This is a genomic window from Thermogemmatispora carboxidivorans (assembly GCF_000702505.1).
Lineage (GTDB): Bacteria > Chloroflexota > Ktedonobacteria > Ktedonobacterales > Ktedonobacteraceae > Thermogemmatispora > Thermogemmatispora carboxidivorans.
The window spans coordinates 3,752,354-3,776,055 of sequence record NZ_JNIM01000001.1 but is presented as its reverse complement, the minus strand read 5'-3'; the positions used below and the strand labels follow the sequence as shown (position 1 = coordinate 3,776,055).

Below are 23,702 nucleotides of genomic sequence, written 5' to 3'. Positions count from 1 at the left end.
CGAAGGGCCGGGAGGGAGCACTCAGATCCTGACCTCCCGGCCTTCGCGGGCGAAGATCTCTTTCAGGAACTGGCCCGTGTAAGAATGCTCCTGCCTGGCCACCTCCTCGGGGGGGCCCTCGGCAATCACCTCGCCGCCGGCCTCGCCTCCCTCCGGTCCCAGATCGATAATCCAGTCCGCGCACTTAATCACATCGAGGTTGTGCTCAATGACCAGCACCGTATTGCCGGCATCGACCAGGCGCTGGAGCACGTTGAGCAGCCGCTCGATATCGGCGAAGTGCAGCCCCGTTGTCGGCTCATCTAGCAGATAGAGGGTTCGGCCCGTGGCGCGGCGCGACAGCTCAGTGGCCAGCTTCACACGCTGTGCCTCACCGCCCGAGAGGGTGGTCGCCGGCTGCCCCAGGCGAATATAGCCCAGACCAACATCGTAGAGCGTCTTCAGCTTGCTGTAGACCGTCGGCACGTGCTCAAAGAAGTGCATGGCATCCTCGACGGTCATATCCAGCACCTCGGCGATGTTCTTTCCCTTATAGCGGATCTCCAGCGCCTCGCGGTTATAGCGCTTTCCCTTACAGACCTCGCAGGGCACGTAGACATCGGGCAGAAAGTTCATCTCGATGCGCACAATGCCCTCGCCCTTGCAGGCCTCGCAGCGTCCTCCCTTGACGTTAAAGGAGAAGCGGCCCGGCTGGTAGCCGCGCAGGCGAGCCTCGGGTACCTGGGCGAAGAGATCGCGGATGCCCGTAAAGGCGTTGGTATAGGTGGCCGGGTTTGAGCGCGGTGTCCGTCCGATTGGCGACTGATCGATATCGATCACCTTGTCCAGGTATTCGATGCCCTCGATGCGGTCGTGGACTCCTGGCCTCTCGTGGGCGCGGTTGAGCACCTGCGCCAGCTTGCGATACAGAATATCGATCATCAGCGAGCTTTTGCCCGAGCCGGAGACGCCGGTAATAGCGACGAACTTGCCGAGCGGGATGCGCACCGTAACATTCTTCAGGTTATTCTCGCGAGCGCCCACAATAGTCAGAAAGTGGCCATTGCCGGGCCGGCGTTGGGAAGGTGTTGCAATGTGGCGCCGGCCCGAGAGGTAGGCCCCCGTCAGCGACTGCGGATGCGCGGCCACTTCGTCGAAGGTGCCCGCGGCCACAACCTGGCCGCCATGCTCGCCCGCGCCTGGACCAATATCGATAATGTAGTCGGCGGCGCGCATCGTATCCTCGTCGTGCTCAATGACCAGTACCGTATTGCCCAGATCGCGCAGGCGCAACAGCGTCTGAATCAGGCGATGGTTATCGCGCTGATGGAGGCCGATGCTCGGCTCATCCAGGATATAGAGGACGCCCATCAGTCCCGAGCCAATCTGTGTAGCCAGGCGGATACGCTGGGCCTCGCCGCCGGAGAGGCTCATCGCCGTGCGCTCCAACGTCAGGTAGTCCAGGCCCACGTCGATCAAAAACTGCAGGCGGGAACGGATCTCCTTAAGAACCTGGCGGGCGATCAGGCGTTCGCGCTCGCTCAGGCGCACCTTGACCAGCGGCTCGTTGGGAGGGATCGGGGCCAGCGGATCGGGTGCGCGCGGCTCGCCGTCCTCGCTATGACCGCCGGTCAACGGCTGCACCCCCAGGGAAGGGGCCGGGCCGGCATCCAGCTCCTGGAAAAAGCGCTGGGCCTGCTTCACCGAGAGGCGCGTCACCTGCACGATATTGCGTCCACCGACCGTCACCGCCAGCGCCTCCGGCTTCAGGCGCGCTCCCCGGCACTCGGGGCAGAGCCGCGTCGACATATACGATTCGATCTCCTCGCGGATCAGTTCGCTCTCCGTCTGACGATAGCGGCGCTCCAGGGTGGGGATCACTCCCTCAAAGGTTACCGTATACGAGCGCGTCTGGCCGTGCTGGGGCGTATAGCGAATCGTCAGCGGCTCCTGGGTGCCGTAGAGAATCAGCTGCTGCTGCTCAGGCGATAGCTCGCGCCAGGGAAGATCGAGATCGATCTGAAAACGCTTTGCCAGCGCCTTCAACTTGGCCGACTCCCACTGGCTGCCATTGATTATCTTACTCCAGAGGGCAATGGCACCCTCCTGGATGCTCAGGTCAGGGTTGGTTACCAGCAGCTCGGCGTCCAGCTCGCGCTGAGTTCCCAGCCCCGTGCAGGCCGGACAGGCGCCGTGCGGGCTGTTGAAGCTGAAGGTGCGTGGCTCGATCTCTGGCAGGCTGATACCGCAGTAGACGCAGGCGAAGCGCTCCGAGAAAAGGACCTCCTCACCGCCGACGATGGAGACCAGGGCTACGCCGTTGCCCAGCTTGAGCGTGGTCTCTAACGAATCGGCCAGGCGCTGGCGGAAAGCCGCATCGACCTCATCTTGCTCTGCCTGCGTTGCTGTTGCCTCTTCGGCAGGAGTCGCCACCCGCGATGCGGCTCCCTGGCCATCACTGCCGTCCTGGCCCGCTGGGGAGCGCGAAGGCAAGGCGTAGGGGACCGCTTCCTCGGCCACGCGGCGCAGCACTGGCCTCTCGCTCGCTTGCGAGGAAGAGAGAGTTTCCGTGTTGCTGCCGGCCTGGCTGGGGGTCAGCGCACTCAGTGTAGCCCGGCGTCCCGCCTTGCGGATCATCAGACGGTCGACGACGACCTCGATCGTGTGCTTTTTCTGCTTATCTAGCTCGATATTATCGTTCAAGTCGTAGATAGTGCCATCGACGCGAATGCGCACGTAACCCGCGCGGCGCATCTCTTCGAAGATATGCTTATACTCACCCTTGCGTCCCTGTACCAGCGGAGCCAGCAGCATGATGCGCGCCCCCTCGGACAGCTGCAAGATCGCATCGACGATCTGCTGGACAGTCTGGCGGCTCACCTCGCGCCCACAGCGAGGGCAATGAGGATGGCCGACGCGGGCGTAGAGGAGGCGCAGGTAGTCATAGATCTCCGTCACCGTGCCGACCGTCGAACGAGGGTTATGGGTTGCTCCCTTCTGATCGATCGAGATCGCGGGCGACAGCCCATCGATGTGGTCGACATCGGGCTTATCCATCTTATCGAGGAACTGGCGCGCGTAAGCCGAGAGCGACTCAACGTAGCGGCGCTGGCCCTCGGCGAAGATGGTATCGAAAGCCAGGCTACTCTTGCCGGAGCCTGACAACCCGGTGATGACCACCAGCTTGTCGCGAGGGATAGTCAGATCAATATTCTTCAGATTATGTTCTCGTGCGCCACGGATAACAATCTTATCCACTGTTGCGATCCCCAAGCTTCTCTTTTCTCGTCTCTGTCGCTTTTGCGATGAAGCTATCTAATAGGTCGAGCGTACTGCGGTTGGCTCAAGAAGTCCTGTCCTGGGGGGAGGAGGTTCCTGGTCCTGGGCAGGTAGGCGGGGGCTGCGAGCCAATGTGACTAAGACAAACGTTCCATATTGTTATCAAGGGTACAACACAGGACCCACGGCGTCAAGACTGGAGGGCCTGATCTCTTGTTTCTCCTACCAGAGCACCCTGGATGGGAAGCGGTCTAATCCACAGCTCAGCTCTTTTGAGCGGCTGTTGCTGACGCGAGGGCGAGGCCGTGGGCGGTAGCCAGAAATTCCCTTCTGCTGGCTGGCCAGGATATGCTATAATAACGCCCGTTGCGCAACCTGTCGCACAAGCCAGCTTCTTCGAGATCCGGCGCTTCGGTGCACTGAAGACGCAGAGAAGCGGCGATAATTTCTATGAGGAACGGAAAAGTGCTATGTCTCGATCCGCCTGCTCCTCCTGTCGACGACGACGCATTTGCAGCCACTCAGGCTCTAAGCCTCTCTCACCGTTCTCGCTGTTCATACTCCTCGCAACGCTTGCCCTGATGGTGGTCGCCTGTGGTGGAGAGGGCAGCAACTCTGGCGCTGGAACCCCGACGACGGGGATGCGAGCCAATGCCAGCCCGACCGCTGCTCTGATCACAGCGCCTGGAGGTGTGCAGCTCAGGCTCTACCAGGGCGATGGCTTCAGCATCGGCTATCTGCCGGACTGGCAGGCCAGTCCAGCTGGCAGCAGTGTCGAATTCAGCCACCAGGCTGACAATGCTACTCTTTCAGTACAGGTTGTGCCCAATTCCAACGCGGCCACCTCGCCGGAAGAGACCGTCAGCGTAAGCCTGGATACTTTCGAGAAAAGCGGCCTCTATAAAAACTTCAAGAGGGTCAGCCTGGCGCCCACTACGACCGTAGGGGGCCAGACCTGGCAGCAGCAAGGAGCCACAGGCGATGTGCAGATCCTGGGGAAGCAGGTTCGCATGGAGATCCTGATGCTGGCGACCAATCACCCGGCGCATTCCGCCCAGACCAGGCTCTTCAGCATCTACCTCGTCGCGCCGGCGGAGCGCTATCAGCAGCTCTATCAGAACGCTTTTGCCCCGATGTTGCAATCCTTTCGCTTCCTCAACTAAAGGGCGAACCGATGCAACGGTGGGCCGCTCTGGCAGGCAGGCGGAGAGGCAGTCGGCCAGGCCAAATAGAGGTGAGCCACCTGCTAGCCGGGAGCATAGCCCGAAAGGAGGAGGGGAGATGAGTGAGAGCGGAGCCGGCCAGACGGGTCTGCTGCGGCCTCTCGTCTGGTGGGGGATGCTCCGGGGCTGTAGAGTTTGCCGCCAGGGTGCCTTATAATAGTACTGGCTGAAATACCCTGAGCACACTGGCGTGTCTAGCGCCGGGAGTTCGCATGAATCCAGAGCTTGATTTTGAGAAGCGCTGGCGTCTGGTCCGCGAAGTGATCGAGACGCTCGTCCTCACAGGGCTCATGTTCTTCATCATTCGCTTTGCCATCCAGAATTTCTACGTTGAAGGCATGAGCATGGAGCCAAATCTCCACGACAAAGAGTTGATCCTCGTTGACAAGTGGTCGTACCTCTTCCATGCGCCAGCGCGTGGTGACGTGATTGTCTTCGTTGCTCCTCCCAATCCCAGTCAGGATTATGTCAAACGCATCATCGGCGTCCCAGGCGATGTGATCACGATCCAGGGAACGACGGTCATTGTCGATGGTGTGACCCTCCATGAGACCTATGTTGATCCGCGTCGGCAGGGCAACCCCTATTCTTCCTTTTCCAATCGCGTTGTGCCGCCCGATAGCTATTTCGTATTGGGGGATAATCGGGCTGGCAGCTCGGACTCGCGCGACTGGGGCTTCGTGCCGCGTAAGAATATCATTGGCCGCGCGGCCCTGGTCTACTGGCCCCTGGGGGAGGATAACAATGGCTTCCTGCCCGATGTCTCCTCGGTCTTTGCCGAGGTTCATCAGCGCCAAAGTGCCACGCTGCAGTCATCGGCGCTCGTGACACGGGCCTCTGCCTCCGCCCGCCCTGTGCCGCTACAGCCAGATCAGTCCCTGCTGGCGCTCTTGTTCTTTCCTTCGCTTATCCTCGGATCTGGACGCCAGGCAGTCCGGAAACAGACGAGCCGTTGGCGCTGGAAGAGGGACCAAGGAGAAGGTCAACGGCGTGGTTTTGGAGCGCGACAGCCAGCACCGGGTGATGTAGCCGCTGTTGGGCTGTGGCCAGATGCTGGTTGACGATTGTGGTGAGATCGTCGTCGGAGAGAATCCAGCTGAGGGGACCCTGGATGTGGAGGTTGCTGACGTGCAGTTGACCAGCGCTGGCCTGGGGTACGGCGCTAATGTGGTTGGCCTGGCCATAGAGGGTGAAGTCGAGGGTGATGGCGCTGGGAGTGACGCTGAAGTGGGCGTCCTGCATAGGGCTGCTGGGCGAGTGAGCCAGGGTCAGGAAGTTATTGAGCACGGTCTCACTGATACGTACTGGGCCGCCGGGCAGCTGGGCGGTGCGCGCAGGGTCGATCTCTTGCACGGCGCTGTCGAGAGTGGCGTTGAGCTGCTCCTTAGCTAGCTGGTTGAGGGTCGGGCGAATGAGCAAGGCCCAGGCGGCCAGGAGCAGGACGAGCAAGATAACAAGCGTGCCGAGACAGCCAAGGAGCCAGCGCCGGCCAGCATGCCGCCGGCGTGCAGGAGCCGCGACGCTGCTGCGGCTGGCCAGCTGCTGCGGCGTCCATGCTGTGGCCGCTCTGTCGCCAGAGAAGCCAGGTCCAGGGCTGACTGGCGCGCTCAGAACGGCGCCACAGGCGGGACAAGACTGCGCCGCCGGGGCGATGGGTGCGGAACAATGCGGGCATTGCACGGTGTTCACCTCGTCTCGGTTTTCGGCGTGACAGCGCATCGAGTGCTTCCCTCCCCTCGCTGTCACGCCCCTCGCATAGAGCATATCATATCTGTGCTAACGCGGGGACTTTTCGCTAGTGAAGGGGTGAAAAAAGGGTGCTGGCCCTCTCGACCCAACCCTCTGCTGCTCCTGGCGGTCAGGCCGGCTGGTCAGGCTCACGAGGAGAGCGCCGGCTCCCCAAGAAGTCCAGGCGCAGAATCTCATCCATCGTCGCCAGTGTCCGAGCGCGCAGGGCTGGGTCAGCCTCCAGCATGGCCCGCACCTCGGCAATGAGCGCCTGCTCTTGCTCTGCAGGCAGGCGGCGATAGCCGTAGAGCTGGTGCACGGCGGCAGCGGCGGCGCGACGCAGCTTCTCGGCGTCATCCATCGCCGGCAACGGCTGCCGCTCGCTCACAGGATGGTCCGTCAGACCTGGGGGCAGCTCGCCCAGGGCCGTCAGCGGCTCCAGGCCATCGGCAAAAAACTCGGCCTCCTGACCGATCAAGTGGGCCGCATTGGGGGTCGCCCGCTCAATGCGCACCGTCACGGTCTGGCGCTCCACGTCCAGCGCGGTGATCGTCCCGGTCAGAAAAATCACCTCGACGCTTCCCCAATAAACTTGTTCACCCAGATGCAGGATCATCGCAGATACTCCTCTCTGCTCTCTGCTCTTCCACCGGAGCTGCTGACAGCTCGGGACGGTGCCGCTCTTCTCCTCTCCCTCCTCACGCTCACTAGCACGCTGCCGGCCCCTGAAGGGGAGACTGAACAGACAGCCTCTAGAAAGCTATAAACGTTGGGAAAGCTCCTCTTTCCAGCCGGCAGAGGAAGCAAAAGAGGCTGAAAGGGTGCATCCTTGCACCCGTGTCGACCCTGGCGCTCCCCACGACCGCTAGCCGTGGGAAGGCGCAGCGCTGCTTAGTCCTGATCACCGCCGTTTTCTTGTACGATCACTGTGAAATGCTGATTGGGGAACTGCTGGCAGGCGATTGTATAGGTTCCGGCCTCCTTGAAGAAGATCAGCTGGTGCTCGTTGCGGCGTAGCTCCACATGGCCGATGCCGGGATCAGGCTGCGCAAAAAAGGTCAGGTCGTAGTCAGAAAGGTTCGAAAGGGTAATGCTCTGACCCTCCTTCAGCCTGACCGACGTAGGCACAAAGAAGTAGGTATTGTTCGGACGGGTATAGTCTGCGTCGAAACTGACCGTCGCCACAGGCTCGAAGCCGCAGGTGACCCCGGGCGTCATCGAGACCTGCACGGTCAGCTGAGCCGAAGGATGCTCCTGCGAAGAGAGGGTAAAAGTGCCGGCTTTGGGGAAGGGCACATATTCTGTCTCGCCCGGGTCAACCACGGTGAAGCGTAGCCCGGCATCCGGTCGGCTGGTCAAGGTAAAGGTTTGCTGCGTGGTGTTGACGATGGTCAGCGTATCGCCCATCTTAAGCGAGACACTGCGCTGATCGAAGGTATCATCTTCTCGGATCATCACACTGACCGGCTGATCGCATGTCCCTCCGGACCCGGTCGCGCTGGTGGCCTGAACCGGAATGCCATTGTTAGGATAAGGAGTCACCTGCGCCCCTGGGGCAGCCTTGACAACAATGGACTGGTGCATGCCGGCCTCATAGTGGCCACCGTAATGACAGCTGAATTCAAGCATGCCGGGCGGGGCCGTGTGATCAAAAGTAAAGTCAAGCGTTTTGCTCTCGCCGGGAGCGATATTGTAAATATAGGCCAGGGCACGCTGATAAACCTCATCCATGACCATTGTTTCAGTATTCATGGGATGCATAATGAGAAAATCATGGTGATGCTGGCCCTGATTGGTGACCACAAAGTGGTATCGCGTACCGGTGACAAAGGTGGTTTGCGGCGAGCGCACGAGGAAATCACCAATGGTAATTTTGACGGTCTGAGGACCAGTGACCTCTGTGCTAGAGGCAACCCTCCCACAGGCCATCAACAACACGAACAGCAATGGTAGGCAGAGCAGCGTTGGAGGTGCAAACGTACGCGCTTTCATCGTTGGCTCTTCCTTTCCTACTGTCCACCGTCTCCCTAGAAGGCCAGGTCCCGGCCATTGCCCGGCAAAGAAGGAGCGAACAAGCAACCTCGCTAGCGTCCGGCTCTGGTTGTGTCGCAGCTCCGCGATCCCCGACTCAGGAACACCTTGAGGAACGGTGGTTAGCATCTATGCATAGAAATATGCAATATAGCTAATACCAATTCTATTCAAAGAATCAGCAGGTGCCTTACTATAAGCGGGACTGTAGTTGCAAAGTACTACGGTCTGGTGAAGGTAGAACAGAGTGTCGCTCTCCTCGTTGCCAGCGTTGTGCAAAGGAGCGAGAGAAGTTGATGGGGCCGGGTCACTGGGGGCCAAAATATTGGCGATCGGGGACCCCACCGGGCATAGTTTCGCCGTTCCCTCGTGTTTGTTTTCTATGGTATGCTAAAGCCATCTTATTTTTTTTGACGCCCTGGTCCCGCTCTGATGATGCTGACCGGATGAGACAAAGGCGTCCAAGACAGGAGCTATTGCGCTGGGCAGTCGATATCAAGAGAACTCATTGCACGCGAATATTGGCAGGTGGTCATAGACATTTATGCACGAAAAAAGTATTCAGACCCTTGAATATCCCAAAATTCTGGAGCGAGTAGCCCGAGAAGCCAGCTTCTCCGCCAGCAAAGAGCTGGTGCTAGCACTGCAGCCAGCGGCCAGCCTTGAAGAAGTGCGTGAGCGGCAGGCTTACACCAGCGAAACGGCGCGTCTGCTCGATGTCCAGGCCAATGCCAGTGTAGGGCCGGCGCGAGACATCCGTCTGCTGGTCGTGCGAGCGGCCCGTGAGGGGGTGCTGACGCCTCCCGAACTGCTGGAGGTGCTCAATACCCTGCGCAGCGCCGCCCAGGTGGCGCGTCTGCTGGAGAAGCTTGATCCCGAAGAGTTTCCGCTCCTGCGGAGCCTGGGGGAAGCCATTCCCGAGCGGCCCCATCTCATGCGGCGCATCGAAGAGACCGTCAATGAAGATGGCGAGATCCTCGATAGCGCCAGCCCCTTGCTGAGGCGGCTGCGCTTCGACATTCGCAGTGCCACCCAACGTCTGCAAGAGCGGCTGCGCACCATCGTCAACGAACTGGCGCCCGCTCTACAGGAGCCGATCATCACCATCCGCAACGAGCGCTACGTGGTCCCGGTCAAGGTCGAGAACCGCAACCTCGTGCGGGGCATCGTCCACGACCAGTCGAGCAGCGGCGCCACGCTCTTCGTTGAGCCACTGGTCATCGTCGAAATGAACAACCATCTGCGCCAGTTGCAGATTGAGGAGCGGCAAGAGATCGAGCGCATCTTACGCACCCTCTCGCACGAGATTGGGCGTGAGGCCGAGGCTTTGACGGACATGGTCGAGCGTCTGGCCGAATTCGACCTGCACCTGGCCAAAGCCCGCTACAGTCGCCTGCTGCGCTGTAGCGCGCCGCGCCTCAACGACGAGGGGCGCATCGAGCTGCGTGGGGCCCGTCACCCGTTGCTGAGCGGGCGGGTCGTGCCGATCGACTTTCACATCGGGCGCGACTTCTTCATGGTCGTCATCACTGGACCGAACACCGGTGGCAAGACCGTCGCCCTCAAGACGGTGGGCCTGCTGACCCTTATGGCTCAAGCTGGGCTGCATATCCCTGCCGAAGACGGCTCCGAGATTGCCGTTTTTGAGGAGGTCTTTGCTGACATTGGCGACGAGCAGAGCATCGAGCAGAACCTGAGCACCTTCTCCTCCCATCTGAGCCGGATCATCGAGATCGTTCGCCAGATCGAGGACTGGCAAGAGCGCAATCGGCCTGCCATCGGTGGGGGGAGCGCCCATGAGCTGCTAGCCAGCAGCGCCAGGGGCGGCGAGCAGGTGCCACCTATCCTGGTTCTGCTCGACGAGGTGGGGGCTGGCACCGATCCCAGCGAAGGCTCTGCGCTGGCGCGGGCCATCCTGAGCTTCCTGTTGGAGCGGCGCATTACCACCGTGGCCACAACACACTACACCGAGCTGAAAGCCTTTGCCCACGAGCAACCTGGGGCTGTGAACGCCTCGGTAGAGTTCGACATCGAGACCCTCTCGCCAACCTATCACCTGAGCATCGGCCTGCCGGGCCGCAGCAATGCTCTGGCCATTGCCAGTCGCCTGGGCCTCGATGAGCGCATCATCGAGCGGGCGCGCGAATTCTTGGGCAGCGCCGGTGTGCGCATGGAGACACTGCTAGAGGGCCTGCAGCACGAGCGCAAGGCCGTGGCCGATGAGCGCTTCCGCCTGAGCATGGAGCGCGCTGAGGCCGAGCATCAGCGTCGTCAGCTTGAGGAGGAGCGGCGACTCCTGGAGCGCGAGCGCGTGCGTATCCTCAACGAGGCGCGAGCCAGCGCGCGGCGTGAGGTTGAGGAAGTACAGGCTCAGCTCGCGCGTATCAAACTAGACGTGCACCGCGTCAATTTGACGCGCGAACGTCTCGATCAGGCGCGGCGCCAGGTGCGTCAGCTTGACGAGAGATTGGAGCTGCTCCCCGAACCGGCGCAGAGTCAGCCGCAAGAAGAGCGGGAAGAGCTAAGCGAGGGACCGCTGCGGGTTGGCGACCTGGTGCGGGTGCTCAATTTTGGCCAGAATGCCGAGTTAGTGAGCCTGGCGCCTGAGCGCGGCGAGGCCGAGGTTCAGATGGGGGCCTTGCGCTTCCGGGTGCCGCTGGAGAACCTGCGGCGTCTCGGCGGACGTCAGGCAGCCGAGCAGCAGAGCCGTCGTCAGGCCTCGGCAGTCGTGCTGCCGCGTGCGGAGGATCGCCCCGAGGTTTCCATGCAGCTTGATATCCGCGGCTGGCGCGTCGAGGAGGCGCTGGAGCAGCTGGAGAGCTACCTCAATGATGCCGCCCTGGCGGGTCTGGCGGCGGTGCGCATTGTCCACGGCAAAGGGACCGGCGCTCTGCGCTCAGCAGTACGCGAGCATCTGGCCAAGCATCCGTTGGTCAAGTCCTATCAGCCGGGCTCAGCCCGCGAAGGCGGCGATGGCGTGACGGTTGTGAGCCTGAGCGCCTGAGTGAGTGAGCAGGCGCTGCTTAGCTGGTGCTGGTAGCGGCGCTGAAGTGCTGTAGCAAGGCCGTCAGCAGCTTCTCGGGGCCGAAACGTAGCACATCGGTAGTTGGCAGGCCCGTTTCATCTTCGGTGCGGCGAATGGCCTCCTCGGCCTGCTGCGGTGAGAGGCCGCGCGTGATGAGGGAGATGCCCACTACTTTGCTGTTGCGCTGGCGATGCAGCCAGTTAACGACCTCTTCGTTCATCTGAATGAGGCGAGGCAGAGGCGGCAGCGGACAATGAGGGTAGCCCTCGATCGTGGTGGCCCCGGCCTGGTGGCAAAAGATCATGGCGTCTGGGAGCGAGCCGTGCAGGAGGCCCAGCGTCACCGGCGAGTAGCCGGGGTGGTTGATCGAACCCTGGCCCTCCACGAAGACCCAATCATGTTGGGCCGTCAATTCCAGCGTCATCTCTTCGACCATGCCGGCGATAAAATCGCTGATGATGCGGTCGACGGGTATGCCGCGCCCGGCGATCATAATCCCTGTTTGTCCCGTGGCAAAGAAGGCGCTGTTCAGCCCACGGGCGCGGGCGGCGCGATCGAGTTCGATAGCAATGGTCATTTTGCCAGTGGCGCAGTCGGAGCCGACGGTGAGCACCGTGTGGCTGCCGGGACGGTGTGGCTGGTAGGCAGCCACGACCTTCTTGTCGGGCGGGCGGCGCACATCCCAGATGGTCACACCGCGCCGCTCGGCAGCAGCCCGCAGCTCGGGGTCGTCGGCGATGAAATAGTGGAGGCCACTGATGATCTCCAGCCCGGCCTCGATGGCAGTGAGGAGCTGCGCGCGCCAGGCTCGCGGCAGGTCACCCCCGATCGGAGCCACGCCGATGATGAGCGTTGTGGGCTGGTAGCGCAAGGCTTCGTGGATGTCTCGCACCACGGGAATGCCGTGCCCCAGATCTCCGCCCAGTGCCTGGGCGGCATCCTGGCCGGCTCGGGTGCTATCAATCACAGCTACCACCGGGTCCTGGCTGTAGCGGATGATGCCCGTGGCCGTCTTGCCGTAGTGCCACTCGAAATGGCCCTCGGCCATGATCACGATGCGTCGCGTCGGAGGCATAAGGGGACTCCTTGACATTGTCAGGTTAGGCTAGCGGAGAAGCGCATGCTGAGACCGCTTGCTCTTCATTATATCAGAGGCGGCGCTGCCAGTCGCCCCTGGCGCTCACCGCTCGCCTGCCTGGACGCTGGCAGGAAGGTGCCGGTCGGTCAGAGCGGCCAGGGCAGCCAGACGGCGGACAAGGGCCGCGGGGGGAGGGCCTGCCAGAACCTCTAGACTCCTTAGCCCGAGCATGGTATCATGTCCTCTGATATCTGCTGATATCTGCGCAGCGCAGCGAACTCATTCGCTCGGAGCAGAAGGGAGCACGATGAATTTTAACCTGATTAGCTGGCTTTTCTCCGATCCCTGGACGGCAGGACAGAACGCTGGCCTAGGCGGCCCCGAAGCCTTCCATTTCTATGTGCCCTGGCTCATTTTCTGTACCGCCGGGCTGCTGATCTGCTTCTACTACGCGGTCGAGGGCCGTAAGCGCTTCTTCAAGAACCAGGCCGTGATCAAGTACATGTTGGATCGCTATTTGAGCTGGTTCGCGGCCATCTGCCTGGTTGGCTATCCGCTGATCTTTGCACGTGCTTATCTGGATCAGTACTTCTTTGCCTGGCGGGTCTGGCGTTATCTCTGGCTGCTCTGGCTGGTAGGCTGGGCGATCTGGTGGCTGGTCTATCTGGTGCGCAAGTTCCCCCAAGAACAGGCGAGCTTTGTGGCCTATCGGCAGCGCCAACAGTACATTCCCAAGAACAGCCGCCGCAAGGCCAAGGCACGGGCGGCCTCGCGCTGATCGCTCAGCGCTCAGCCTTGCTCCAGTGAACAGCGGCAGCAACAGCGACTTTTTCCTTCGCCCGCTCACTTACTTGTGAGTTAGTTTGCGCGCCAGCGTACAAGAAAGCCATCGCATCGGGCCTGCCCTCGTGCTCTCGCCACGACTGAGCGCGGGCTTGAGGGAGGCTTTTTTGCTGACGAAGCCATGAGTCCGGGCCACCCTGAAGCAACCCGACATGACACGTGCCCACGTCCTATGAAGCAGCACCTGTGCCCAGCCGAGCGTCAAAGAGTCGCCGCGCCTAGCCGTCCATCCACAGCCTGCCTGATCCTGGCTGGCGGACGCAGCCAGCGCATGGGGTATGATAAGGCCCTGCTGCCGTTCCCGGCGGCTGAGGCGAAAGATCAGACCTTTCTTGGGCGTCTGGCCCACCTGGCTCTTGCTCTCACGCCGGAAGTGCTGGTCGTTGTACGCGATCAGTGCACCGCCGCGCGCTATGCTGACTATCTTCCCCCGGCGGTCCGCCTGGTTGTCGATCTTGTTCCCGATCAAGGCCCCCTGATGGGTCTCTATAGTGGCCTGCTCGCCCTGCAAGCTCCGCAGGCGGTGGCGCTGGCCGTCGACCTGCCCCTGCTGCGCTCTCAGCTGCTGGCCTGGCTGCTCGCTCTGCCTGCTCACGATCAGCGGCTCTATGTCCCCCTGATTGAGCAGCGTCCGCAGGTCCTGCTGGCCCGCTATCCGCGCTTCCTGGTGAGCACCATCGCCGCTCTGCTGGCCCGCGGTCAGCGCAATCCGCGCAGTTTGCTCACTGTCGCTCCCGTCCGCTGGCTTAGCGAGGAAGAGCTACGGCCTCTTGATCCCGACCTGTGCTCCTTTCTCAACGTCAACACCCTTCAGGACTGGCAGCTGCTGGAAGAGCGGCTGAGCCAGTGACGTAGCCAGTGAGGCGGAAGAAAGCGCCGGCAGACGGACCACCGGCGGCCTGGTTCGCTCAGGGGTAGCCATAGAGCTGCGAGGCCTACTGGTGCGCTCTTGCCTGGGTCTCCTCGGCCACAGCGAGGCGGTAGGCGGCGGCTCTGGCGCGGCGATTGGCCAAAGTCCGCAGCTCCTCCTCAAAGCCGCGCAAGCTGAGCCAGGCCCGCGTCTCGCCGGAGACGACCACATCCGCCTGGCGCAGGGCTGCCAGATTGACTGCTCCACTGAGCTGCATGGCGATTTTCAGCTCCGTCAGCGTCTGCTCCAGCAACTCACAGACATGTTCGTAGCTCTCGCTGGCCGCCTTCAGGAAGGGAAAGCCCATACCGACCAGCGTCGCACCCAGGGCCACGGCGCGTGCCACATCCAGCCCGCTGCGCACGCCGCCTGTGGCGATCAGCGGTAACCCTGCTGTTCCTGCTTCCACCAGGGCGATGGGCGTTGGAATGCCCCAGTCGCGGTAGAGCTGCCCGATCTGTTGCGCCTGTGTCTCGCCGTGAGCGCGGGCCCGGGCGGCCTCCAGCGCTGACATACTGCTGCCGCCAGCCCCGCCCACATCGATGGCAGCTACGCCACAGGAACGCAGCAACAGGGCCTGTTCACGGCAGATGCCGGCCCCCGTCTCCTTGGCGATCACCGGCACCGTGACCTCAGCCGTCAGCCGTTGCAAAGCCGCGGCCACGCCACGCATGCGTCGGTCGCCTTCGACCTGGGTCGCCTCCTGAAGGGCGTTCATATGCACCGCCAGGGCATCGGCCTGAATCATGGCGATGGCTGCCTCGACCTGGGAGCGCCTGAAGGCAGGATGGCGCGCCTGCTCAATCAGCTGCGGCGCCCCGATGTTGGCCATGATAAAGGCATGAGGTGCCTCCTCGCGGACAACGGCGTAGGTTGGGACTAGCTCAGGATTGACCAGGGCAGCCCGCTGACTGCCTACCCCAAGCGCCAATCCGTAGCGTTCCGCGGCCCGGGCCAGGTGGCGATTGATGGTCACGGCCTCCGGGTGACCGCCAGTGAGGGCCGAAATGACCACCGGGCAGGCCAGGCGTCGCCCCAGGAAGGAGACCGTTGTGTCGATCTCCTCCAGGTCTACCTCGGGCAGCGCCTGATGCACCAGGTGAATATCGCCCCAGCCGGCTCGCTGGCTCACAGCGATCCCTTCCTCCAATGCCACGGTAATATGTTCGAGCTTTCGCTGTTTGATCTCCTCTGTCATGTACTGCTTTGCGCCTCCTCGGAAATGGCTCGTCTTCCTCTCCAGAAAAAAGCTCCTGTCAGATAGACGAGAGGAGGCCCAAAGATGAGTAATCCCTCTAGCGCCAGCCCAAGCGTACTGCCGATTCCCAGCAGCCCAAAGCTCAGCAACGCGCTCAGCGAGAAGAGGAGTGCGCTCCAACTCAGGGCGTCCCAACGGCGCAACGCTGCCAGTCCCAGAACGGGCAGGGCATACCAGGGCCAGAAATGAAAGTTGAGCAGCAGCAGCCAGGCTCCAAGCGCTAGCAAACAGGCAGTAATAAGCGCCGATAGGGATGGGGCAGCGGGCGACGTTGGCGCATCGTAGAGACGCGAGCGGAGCCGGGCGGGCATCCTGGCCAGGAGCCAGATGAAGAGCAGGGTAAAGCAGAAGAGGGCCCCGCCTTTGACTGTGAGCTCGGCAGGTTGAGCCGGCTGGCGATGGCGCGGCGAATCCAGCAGCACGGCCAGAGGCGTATAGAGCCAGCGTAGAGGAGGGACCAGCAGCGCCAGCGGCGAGCGAGAGAAGGAGGACCAGCCCGAGGCGGCCATGATAGCACGATAGCTGTCGGCCCCACGCCACAGGGGTAGCGCCAGGATCAGCACCACGACAGCTGGCAGGAGCAAACGCCAGACCCAGGCCCAAAGCCTGCCCCACCCGAAGCCTGTCGTGTCGGCTCTCTGCCAGAGCGAGAAGCCAGCCAGCAGCGGCCAGAGTGGCAAAGCCAACGAGCTGAGAGCGGTAGCCAGACCGAGCGCGACCAGGCCGGCACTCTCGGCCAGCAGCGCGCGGCCCCGTGAGTGCCTCACCTCCTCCCTGCGCAGCAGCCACCAGAGGGCGACCAACAGCAGCGTCAACAATAACCCCTCGTTATGTCCATCGCCGGCCAGGGCCAGCAGGGCCAGCGGGTTCCAGGCATAGAGGAGACTACCGGCAAAGCGCGCGCGCCATGAGGCCCCCAGCCGACCGAGCAGGGACCAGATCAAGAGCGTGTTGAGCAGGTGAGCTAGCAGGAGCAGGCCCTTGAGCAGGAGCAGGCCCAGGGCCGGCGACGACGCTCCGGGCACGAGGGCGAGCAAGGCGCAGAGCCATTCCCAGAGTGGACCGTAGACCAGGGGACTATGGCGGGTCAGCGGCGTTAGCCAGGGCCAGTATGGGTCAGAGACAAGTGCGGGCGGCGCCGTCCGCCAGGGGGCCAGACCGTAGAGCGCAGTCAGGCGCCCGCTAAATAAAGAGGCGAAAGCTGTATCGCTGAAAACCGTCGGCAAACACAACAGCGTCAAACCGAAGAGCAAAGAAGGACCCAGTACCAGGCCCAGTAGCGAGCCAGCGCCACTCGGGTCCCCGCTCGCCAAAGCTCGCCAGGCGGCCAGGGCATAGCAAGCAGCCAGCGCCAGCAAGAGGAGTAGTAAGAGACTTATGGCGCCGACGCGCGAAGAGGGAGGGGCCAGATCCCAACCGTTCCACAATTGCCGGGCCGGCAGCGGCGTCGGGACCAATCCCAGGCCCGCGATCGGACGCAGCGTCAGCAAAAGGAGCAGATACAGCCCCTCACTCACGAGAGCCAGACCGAGCAGCGCAGGCCAGGGGCGCCGAGAGATGACCTGCGGCTGCTCGACCGTTGAGGCAAACAATGTTCTAGTCACACGTCAGATTCTTCACCGGGCCAAAATCAATGGCGACGCGGACGCAGCAATGTGCCCGGTGCCTCCCTGCCTAAGATAATCCCAGACGTTGGAAGGCGGTGTCAATATAGGGAAGATAGTAATCGAGCTGCATCAGCTGCTGCAGTTCCTCGGGCGAGAGATAGCGCGTCACCTCGGGGTCGCTGCTCAGCGCCTCCAAAAGGGCCGGACCGCGGATCGGGCCATCGCTGGCCAGGCGCCAAACCTGCCGGGCATTGCGCTGGACCATCTTGTAAGCCTCCTGGCGTCCAACTCCCTTCTCAATCAGTGCCAGCAGCACCCGCTGCGAGAAGATCAGGCCGCCAGTCATCTGGAGATTGGCCTGCATACGGTGGGTATCCACCTCCAGGCCGGCCATCACCTGTGTGAAAATATGGAGCATGTAATGCAGCAGCGTAAAGGCATCGGGTAGAATGATGCGCTCTGTCGAAGAATGGCTGATGTCGCGCTCATGCCAGAGGGCCACATTCTCCAGCGCTGTCACCGCGAAGCCGCGCAAGACACGGGCCAGGCCGCAAATGCGCTCACACAGCTCGGGGTTACGCTTATGCGGCATAGCCGACGAACCCTGCTGACCGGACCCGAACGGCTCGAAGACCTCGCCGACCTCGGTCCGCTGGAGATGGCGAATCTCCTGCGCCATCTGTTCCAGACAAGCGCCGACCAGAGCCAGGGCCGTCATCAACTGAGCATGGCGATCGCGCGTCACAATCTGACTGGAGACCGGTGCTACCCCAATGCCCAGCTCCGCACAAACGAACTCCTCGATCTGCGGGGGAACCGTCGCGTGCGTGCCCACCGCGCCAGAAATCTTGCCGACCGTGGCCTCGGCCAGAGCGGCCTCCAGGCGCTGGCGAGCACGGCGTAGCTCATCGACCCACAGCGCCAGCTTCAACCCAAAGGTCAGCGGCTCTGCGTGGATACCGTGCGTGCGCCCAACCATTACCGTCTGCTTATGAGTGCGAGCCTGCTGCTCGACCGTTGCCAACAAGCGATCAAGGCCGGCCAACAGCAACGCACCGCCCTCCTTGATCTGCACCGCCAGCCCCGTATCCAGGACATCCGAAGACGTCAGGCCCAGATGGATGAAGCGCCCCTCTGGCCCCAGTTGCTCCTGAATCGAGCGCAGGAAGGAAATCACATCATGGTGCGTTTCGCGCTCAATCTCGCGCATGCGCTCGGCACTATAGCTGGCCTGGCGGATCTTCTCCAGAGCCTCGGCGGGGATCACGCCTTCGCGCGCCCAGCCCTCGCAGACCAGCAACTCCACCCGCAGCCACGTATCTGTTTTATGCCGGTCCGACCAGATGGCGGCCATTTCCGGCAGAGTATAGCGTTCGATCATATGGGCAAGAGCCTCCTCTTCTGACCGCCCCACACTCACGGGCGGGAATAGCTCACCTTGTCCAAGTGCAGTGTACCACATGAGAAGGGCCTGACGAAGGCTCGGTGGCCGGGACAGGCGGAAGGTCGGCAGGAGGATCGGGCATAAATCCTGCCAGATTTGTGTTACTATGATAAAATAGTCCCGGATATCCATCCCCACGGCGAAGCCAGGGTGGCTCATCCTGGCCGGGGGAGGAGAGAGAAAGGGAAAGCTCCCCATCTGCGGGAGTGGGCTGGCAAGGGCTGGCCGCGGTCTCGCGAGCGCATAAGCGGCCCCGCATGCTCGGGGCTGCCGCGCCTTGACGTACTCCATTCCTCTCGCTACAATCGTGTCGCTACCAGCGTACGCGATACCATTGTGCTCGCTATTAATCCTACGTGTCAATACGACTAGGGAGTCTGTGTCATGAAGAAGGGTATTCACCCAACCTACGTTGAGGCCACAGTTGTCTGTTCCTGTGGCAATACCTTCCAGACCATGAGTGTCAAGCCGGTGCTCAAGGTCGACATCTGCTCAAAGTGCCATCCGTTCTTCACGGGTCAGCAGCGCATCCTCGATACGGCTGGTCGTGTGGAGCGCTTCCGCAAGCGCTTTAACCTGCAGGAAGAAGAAGCGGCCATGAAGTGAGGGCAGTTGACAGATGGCGCGGGCCGATCGCCTGTCCTTCGCCGCGTGACCCGGTCTGCTATTTCGCTCAGCCAGACGACGCTGAGCGCAAGTGAGCAGGGCCGCGCGCAGCCTCTGGGCAGGAGGTCGGCCCTGCTGTCTGCTCTGCTGCCTCACCAGGCAAACGGTGCTATCTCATGCAGGAGCGGCAGAGCGATCGCTGCTTGCTTCTCTATTCTGGGCTATGCTATACTCGGCCTATCGGCTCCTATCAGGGAGCCGGGCAGTGAACGGAAGGGGGAGCGTGCCCCAGTGAGTCAACGCTGTATTGTCTTTCTGATCGCCGATACGGGAGGAGGCCATCGTAGTGCGGCTCTGGCCATCAGCAGCGCCATTCAGCTGCTGCAGGAGCGCGCAGCAGGTAACGGAGACATCAAGCGAGGAGAGCGAGGCGAGGCTGAAGTAGCAGCGGGGGCGTGGCCAGGTCCGAGCAATGGAGCTGGTGCTGGCCCAGAAATGGCTGAGGGAGAGGAGACTGCTACGCCGCTTCGTCTAGAGATTGTCGAAGCCTTTGAGGAGTGTGGAGCCTTTCCCCTGCGCCAGTTTGCCAGGCTATATGGCCCGGCCAGTCGCTATACCCCTGGCCTCTATGGGCTGATCTTCCATCTTTCCAACCATCCTGGGCGCATCAACGAAGTGCAGCAGCTCCTCAGCCCGCTGATGCTCAAGAGGCTAGAGCAGCGCCTCAGCGAGCTGCGGCCTGATGTCATTGTCTCGGCCCATCCTTTACTCAACTATGTCACGGTGGCTGCACTGCGGCATCTGGCGCGCCCGGTGCCCTTCCTGGTTGTTGTCACCGACCTCATCTCAGCTCATCACTCCTGGTTTACTGAAGGAGCCACAGCCTACGTTCTTCCTACCGAAGAGACCAGACAGCTCTATCTGGCGCGTGGCCTGGAAGCGGGGTGCGTTCACCTTCTCGGCATGCCGATTCACCCGCGCTTTACTCTGCCGGTAGCCAGCCGTGAGGAGCTGCGGGAGCAGCTTGGGCTTGAGCCGGAGCGTCCAGTCGTATTGCTGGTAGGAGGGGGTGAAGGCAGTGGCGGCCTGCGCACCGCGGTAGAAGCCATCTCGCAGGCGCGACTACCGGTGCAGTTGCTGGTTGTCACAGGGCGCAACCGGCGTCTCTATGCGCAGCTGCAGAAAGAGCAGGGGAAGTGGCAGGTGCCTGCCAGAATCATGGGGTTTGTGACCAATATGCCCGAGCTGATGCACGCCGCTGACGTCATCGTCACCAAAGCTGGCCCGGGTACCATCTGCGAGGCTCTGGCCTGCAACCTGCCTATCATCCTCAGCGGCTATGTTCCGGGTCAAGAGGAGGGAAACGTCACCTTTGTTGAGCGGAATGGGGTGGGAGTACTGGCGCGAAAGCCACAGCAACTGGTGCGTGCGCTACAAGAGTTGCTAGAGCCAGGGTCGACCCTCCTCCAGGAGCGAATCGAGAACGCGCGGCGCCTGAGCCGGCCCCAGGCGGCCTTTGACATCGCTCGTCTCATCCTCAGTTATCTGCCGCCGCCGGGTCAGCCTGGTCCCTGGGAAGAGCGGCAGGCCGTGGCCCAGGCTGCCATTGCCAAAATGAAGGGGAAATGATGGCCAAGCGCGTCAAAGCGAGCGTCAAAGCGAGATTCTCCAAATTCTACTATGGCGGGCAGGCCGTCATGGAGGGCGTCATGATGCGCGGGCGCACCTCGGTCGCGATGGCTGTGCGCCGTCCCGATGGCAGTATCTACCTCTACGAAGAGCCGCTGGAGCCGCGGCTCTATCGCAATTCTCTGTTTCGTCTTCCACTGCTGCGCGGCCTGCTGCTCCTGTGGGAGACGCTGGTCCTGGGGACGCGCATGATGGCGCTCTCGGCCAACGTCGCCCTTGGACTGGAGGAGGAGTCAGGGAAGACAGCTGAGGCTGCTGGAGCTCAAGGGTCGGGGCGGCCTGGGGGGATAGCTCTGGCTGGCCCGCTGGTGATCTCACTCGGCTTCGCTATCGTGCTCTTTTTCCTGCTGCCGGTCTTTCTGGCCGGTCTGGTGCCGCAGCCGCCTGGGCAGACCTGGCTCAATCTCCTGGTGGAAGGTCTGATCCGTCTGGCGCTGCTCATTGGCTATTTGCTCCTGATCGGGCGCCTGGCCGAGGTTCAGCGTGTTTTCGGCTACCACGGGGCCGAGCATAAGGCCATCAATGCGATGGAGCAGGGCGAGCCGCTCGATGTGCCTCACGTGAGAGCCGCCTCACGGGTCCACACGCGCTGCGGCACCGGGTTCCTGCTCCTGGTCGTTGTCGTCTCGATCGTGGCCTTTGCCCTACTTGGCTTCCCCTCGCTCTGGCTGCGACTGCTCTCGCGTGTTCTGCTTGTGCCCGTCATTGCGACTGTCGCCTACGAACTGCTGCGTCTGGGAGCAGCCTGGTATCATCTGCCGCCGGTACGTTTCCTGTTAGCTCCCAGCCTGGCGCTTCAGGGTTTGACGACGCGCGAGCCTGATGATAGCATGATAGAGTGTGCAATTGTGGCGCTAGAGCGCGTTATGCAGCACGACGCCGCCGAAGAACAGGGGCAGGACGCTGATGTGCCGCCATTTGTAACTTCCCGCTAGTTCCTGCTGCGCCTCTGGCCGTGGCCGGATTGAGCCAGGTCCAGACCCGTGAAGGTTCTAGCTGCCGCCGGCGGGCCGGGCCTCGCACCGCTGGGACTGTGGTGAAAGGGGGGGCGATGCAGGAGATGCATGCGATGCAGAAGAAAAAGAAGATGAGGGGGCATTTTTCTTAGAGAGCATGGAGCAAAAGCAGACGAGCAAACAACGAAAAGAAGGCAACACGCCGCAGCAACCACTCATGAGAGATCCTGGCTACGCTGATCCGCCGACGCCGACGGCGACCGCGGCCCCGGTGCTTAGCGAGGCTCCACGCCTCCGGTTCTCGCGCTGGCGCTGGGCCTTGACCGGGGTTGTCCGCGTTCTCTATCGTCGTTGGACGCGCATTGCGGCGCACCTCTTCCCCGAAAACTCACTGAGTGAGCGCCTGGCGCGTGCTCTCCATATTCCTCTTCCTGATCAGCTCAATCTCAGTTGGATCACCGATCAGCTGGCTGTCGGGGGGCGTATCCATCCCCAGGACGTCAAGGCGCTGGCGCGTCTGGGCGTCACGCATGTCGTTGATACACGCGCCGAGTATGTCGACGATCGCCAGGCTCTGGCCCGGGTTGGCATTGAGCTACTCCATTTGCCGACGCCCGACACGCAGCCGCTCTCGCGGGAGCAGCTGCTAGAGGGGGCACGCTGGGTCAACGAGCGCATCCAGCGTGGCGGGCGTGTACTTGTCCACTGTGAGCATGGGGTAGGTCGCAGCGCTCTGCTGGCCTGCGCCGTTCTGGTCTATGGGGGCATGCATGCGCGCGATGCCCTGGCGCTGGTGCAGCAGCGGCGCTGGCAGGCGGCCCCGAATCACAAGCAGGTCGAGCGCCTGCGCGAATTTGAATCGCTGGTACGGGCGGAACGGAGTAAGTAGCGCTCGATGGCGTGAGCTACACCATCCTCGCTGTTGCTGGTGGTTGTTGCGCGTGCAGCCTGCTTGACGGCGGCACTGGCCTGGCCCATAGCGATCCCAAGACCGACCAGAGAGAGCATGCTAATATCGTTCTCGTTGTCGCCGATGGCCATGACCTCGCTCAGTGGAATGTCCAGCCGGTCGGCCAGGGCAGCCACCGCTGTGGCCTTAGAGCAGCCGGTGCACAACAGTGACAGCTCGCCGCATTGGTAGTTGCCGCGCTCCAGCAGGAGCCAGGAGCAATCAAGGGCGGCCACCGCTGGCGCCAGCAGGCGGAGTCGCTCGGGGTCCTCCAGGGCGACCAGGCGCAGCACTGGCCTGCGCGGTTTCAATAGCTGCTCGCGCGGCAGCCGACGCAGCTCGGCGGCGTGGACCGTGAAGTAGCGCTGTTGCCAGGGGGAATCTAGCTCGGCGGGGCCGGTCCATACTTCCTCGTGCAGAGGATCGCCAAGCGGCTGAATCACTGGTTGCAGGCCCTCGGCCAGGAGGAGCGCGATCCCCTGCTGGGCAATGTGGTCCGGTAGGGGGTTGCTATAGAGGATGCGCCCGCTGGGGTGCTCAACGATCAGGGCGCCGTCGTAGAGGATCAGTGGCGTGCTCAAGGCCAGCTCGCGCGCGATGCTGGCCGTATTTCCATAGCGGCGGGCAGTGGCCAGGGTCACAGTGACGCCAGCGGCCCGGGCCTCCGCTATGGCGGTGCGCGTTCCCTCCGTGATCTCGCCCCCGGGCGTTAGTAGCGTGCCGTCGATATCGATCACCAGCAGCTTGCAGGTTGGTTGATCTGGTGGGGTAGTCATCAATGCTGGTTCTCCCTCTTTCCACATAGTCCAGAGATAGACAGAAAAAACGATTGTGCAGGAAAGCGCGACACAAATGAGAAAGCGACGGGAATAAAGCGCCCGTCGCTTGCACATTGCACAGCACGCTGGCTGGCTTCCCTGAAAGACAAGCCTAATTATAGGCGCCGCTCTGGGGGAATGCAAGCGCAGGGGGCCATTCCTAGGGCAAGAGTCCTGTCCTGTCTTGTCCTGTCTGTCTGGCTGGCCGTGCCAGGCTGTCGCCCTCTGACTGCTCTGCTGTGCTGGCTGTTCTGTTCCTGGTTCCGCCCGCTGTCGACA

General features: G+C 62.2%; 17 protein-coding genes. 9 read left to right on the top strand and 8 right to left on the bottom strand.

Annotated elements, in window-relative coordinates:
* Positions 1-21 precede the first annotated feature (21 nt).
* Positions 22-3,237 carry an excinuclease ABC subunit UvrA gene (gene uvrA, locus N688_RS14785; protein ID WP_052889997.1) on the bottom strand — a complete coding sequence of 1,072 codons (3,216 nt, stop codon included), beginning with the start codon at positions 3,235-3,237 and terminating at the stop codon, positions 22-24.
* 491 nt (positions 3,238-3,728) lie between these two features.
* Between uvrA and N688_RS14780 the strand changes: the two genes are divergently transcribed.
* Together N688_RS14780 and lepB are read left to right on the top strand one after the other, a co-directional pair.
* Positions 3,729-4,421 (top strand): hypothetical protein, encoded by a 693-nt coding sequence (locus N688_RS14780; RefSeq protein ID WP_156025432.1) that lies wholly within the window; start codon positions 3,729-3,731, stop codon positions 4,419-4,421.
* Between the two features lie 272 nt (positions 4,422-4,693).
* Entirely contained in the window at positions 4,694-5,542 is an 849-nt protein-coding gene (lepB, locus tag N688_RS14775; RefSeq protein ID WP_052889995.1) for a signal peptidase I, read from the top strand.
* A gap of 797 nt (positions 5,543-6,339) precedes the next feature.
* Here lepB and N688_RS14765 read toward each other — a convergent pair.
* Together N688_RS14765 and N688_RS14760 are read right to left on the bottom strand one after the other, a co-directional pair.
* Positions 6,340-6,825: a hypothetical protein gene (locus tag N688_RS14765; protein ID WP_052889993.1), complete on the bottom strand. Its 486-nt coding sequence runs from the start codon at positions 6,823-6,825 to the stop codon at positions 6,340-6,342.
* Between the two features lie 275 nt (positions 6,826-7,100).
* Positions 7,101-8,201 carry a cupredoxin domain-containing protein gene (locus tag N688_RS14760; protein ID WP_052889992.1) on the bottom strand — a complete coding sequence of 367 codons (1,101 nt, stop codon included), beginning with the start codon at positions 8,199-8,201 and terminating at the stop codon, positions 7,101-7,103.
* Between the two features lie 583 nt (positions 8,202-8,784).
* Between N688_RS14760 and N688_RS14755 the strand changes: the two genes are divergently transcribed.
* Complete coding sequence (locus tag N688_RS14755; RefSeq protein ID WP_052889991.1) at positions 8,785-11,244, top strand: endonuclease MutS2; 2,460 nt, start codon at positions 8,785-8,787, stop codon at positions 11,242-11,244.
* Between the two features lie 19 nt (positions 11,245-11,263).
* On the opposite strand, the gene N688_RS14750 is transcribed toward N688_RS14755, so the two are convergent.
* Positions 11,264-12,340 carry an N-acetyltransferase DgcN family protein gene (locus N688_RS14750; RefSeq protein ID WP_052889990.1) on the bottom strand — a complete coding sequence of 359 codons (1,077 nt, stop codon included), beginning with the start codon at positions 12,338-12,340 and terminating at the stop codon, positions 11,264-11,266.
* 310 nt (positions 12,341-12,650) lie between these two features.
* Between N688_RS14750 and N688_RS14745 the strand changes: the two genes are divergently transcribed.
* Positions 12,651-13,121, top strand: a complete 471-nt coding sequence (locus N688_RS14745) for a hypothetical protein (RefSeq protein ID WP_052889989.1) — start codon at positions 12,651-12,653, stop codon at positions 13,119-13,121.
* A 237-nt stretch (positions 13,122-13,358) separates the two neighbouring features.
* Positions 13,359-14,036, top strand: coding sequence for a molybdenum cofactor guanylyltransferase (gene mobA / locus N688_RS14740; protein ID WP_052889988.1), 678 nt, complete (start codon positions 13,359-13,361; stop codon positions 14,034-14,036).
* 85 nt (positions 14,037-14,121) lie between these two features.
* Here mobA and fni read toward each other — a convergent pair whose 3' ends face one another.
* From fni to purB, 3 genes are all read right to left on the bottom strand, one after another.
* The gene (gene fni, locus N688_RS14735) at positions 14,122-15,294 is read right to left on the bottom strand and encodes a type 2 isopentenyl-diphosphate Delta-isomerase (RefSeq protein WP_052889987.1); all 1,173 of its coding nucleotides are present in this window, start codon (positions 15,292-15,294) and stop codon (positions 14,122-14,124) included.
* Positions 15,291-16,958 carry an MptA/MptB family glycosyltransferase gene (locus N688_RS14730; protein ID WP_156025431.1) on the bottom strand — a complete coding sequence of 556 codons (1,668 nt, stop codon included), beginning with the start codon at positions 16,956-16,958 and terminating at the stop codon, positions 15,291-15,293. The genes fni and N688_RS14730 overlap by 4 nt, the downstream gene beginning before the upstream one ends.
* 70 nt (positions 16,959-17,028) lie before the next feature.
* Positions 17,029-18,342: an adenylosuccinate lyase gene (gene purB / locus N688_RS14725; protein WP_052889985.1), complete on the bottom strand. Its 1,314-nt coding sequence runs from the start codon at positions 18,340-18,342 to the stop codon at positions 17,029-17,031.
* A 447-nt stretch (positions 18,343-18,789) separates the two neighbouring features.
* Between purB and rpmE the strand changes: the two genes are divergently transcribed.
* From rpmE to N688_RS14705, 4 genes are all read left to right on the top strand, one after another.
* Complete coding sequence (gene rpmE / locus N688_RS14720; protein WP_052889984.1) at positions 18,790-19,011, top strand: 50S ribosomal protein L31; 222 nt, start codon at positions 18,790-18,792, stop codon at positions 19,009-19,011.
* A 291-nt stretch (positions 19,012-19,302) separates the two neighbouring features.
* Positions 19,303-20,640 carry an MGDG synthase family glycosyltransferase gene (locus tag N688_RS14715; RefSeq protein ID WP_052889983.1) on the top strand — a complete coding sequence of 446 codons (1,338 nt, stop codon included), beginning with the start codon at positions 19,303-19,305 and terminating at the stop codon, positions 20,638-20,640.
* Complete coding sequence (locus N688_RS14710; RefSeq protein WP_202901933.1) at positions 20,637-21,635, top strand: DUF1385 domain-containing protein; 999 nt, start codon at positions 20,637-20,639, stop codon at positions 21,633-21,635. Before N688_RS14715 ends, N688_RS14710 begins: the two co-directional genes overlap by 4 nt.
* A gap of 238 nt (positions 21,636-21,873) precedes the next feature.
* A complete protein-coding gene (locus N688_RS14705) occupies positions 21,874-22,545 on the top strand; it encodes a protein-tyrosine phosphatase family protein (RefSeq protein WP_162179568.1) in 672 nt (223 codons plus the stop codon).
* On the opposite strand, the gene N688_RS14700 is transcribed toward N688_RS14705, so the two are convergent.
* Positions 22,482-23,381 carry a Cof-type HAD-IIB family hydrolase gene (locus N688_RS14700; protein ID WP_052889980.1) on the bottom strand — a complete coding sequence of 300 codons (900 nt, stop codon included), beginning with the start codon at positions 23,379-23,381 and terminating at the stop codon, positions 22,482-22,484. The two genes, N688_RS14705 and N688_RS14700, sit on opposite strands and share 64 nt — an antisense overlap.
* Positions 23,382-23,702 lie beyond the last annotated feature (321 nt).